This is a genomic window from Bartonella sp. MR168JLCBS, from assembly GCF_042194175.1.
Genome location: NZ_JBHIMP010000100.1, coordinates 1 through 712, shown reverse-complemented (window position 1 = coordinate 712; position 712 = coordinate 1). Strand labels below are relative to the sequence as shown.

Here is a 712-nt window from a genome sequence, read left to right as displayed (position 1 = left end):
ATTGACTTTGCAAAGCAGGACGAAGTTCCACTGATTCACCGCATCCGCATGCTGAGACTTGATTTGGATTCTTGAATACAAAACCGGAACGAAGTGTTGTCACTTCATAATCTATCTGTGTTCCTAATAAAAATAAGACTGCATCATGTGCTATAAAAACACGAGCACCGTTAACTTCAACAACATCTGCGTCTGGAACCTCTTCTTTTATAAGAGTAATTGTATATTCCATTCCTGCGCAGCCGCCTTTCTTGATACCAATAAGAATACCACGCGCATCTTTTGCGTCCATAACCGCTTTAACACGATCCATTGCGGCTTGCGTCAAATTTACTACCGAAAAACGACTCATCGTCTACTCTTTTCTTATTAAACAAATACTGTAGTATCTCATCTACAATATTTTATTATCTGGTATACAAAAAACAAAACAAAAAGACATAAATTGAAATGCTTTGATTTTTTCTTATCAGAACAAAAACCACATATCCAAAAATTTGGATTTTTGCTGTTTTTGTTATCCACATTAATAGCTCTCTTAAAAAAATCAAAAACGGAAGAAAAAGCACTTCAATACTGCGTATCAGCTACAATACTTGTAAAGGTATTCACCTTTTTGTTAGATTCTCGATGGATAAACAGAAACATTAAAAGAATATTATTTTTCTCTCATATTTAATAGGTCCTCTAAAATGCCACTTGTCTAGAAGCC

The 712-nt window shown here is 34.6% G+C and carries 1 protein-coding gene; it reads right to left on the bottom strand.

Going from position 1 to position 712, the window contains the following annotated elements; genetic code table 11:
* Positions 1–352: iron-sulfur cluster assembly accessory protein (locus ACFIK8_RS09410; RefSeq protein ID WP_375669268.1), on the bottom strand; the 352-nt coding region annotated here is incomplete at its 3' end.
* Between the last annotated feature and the right edge of the window lie 360 nt (positions 353–712).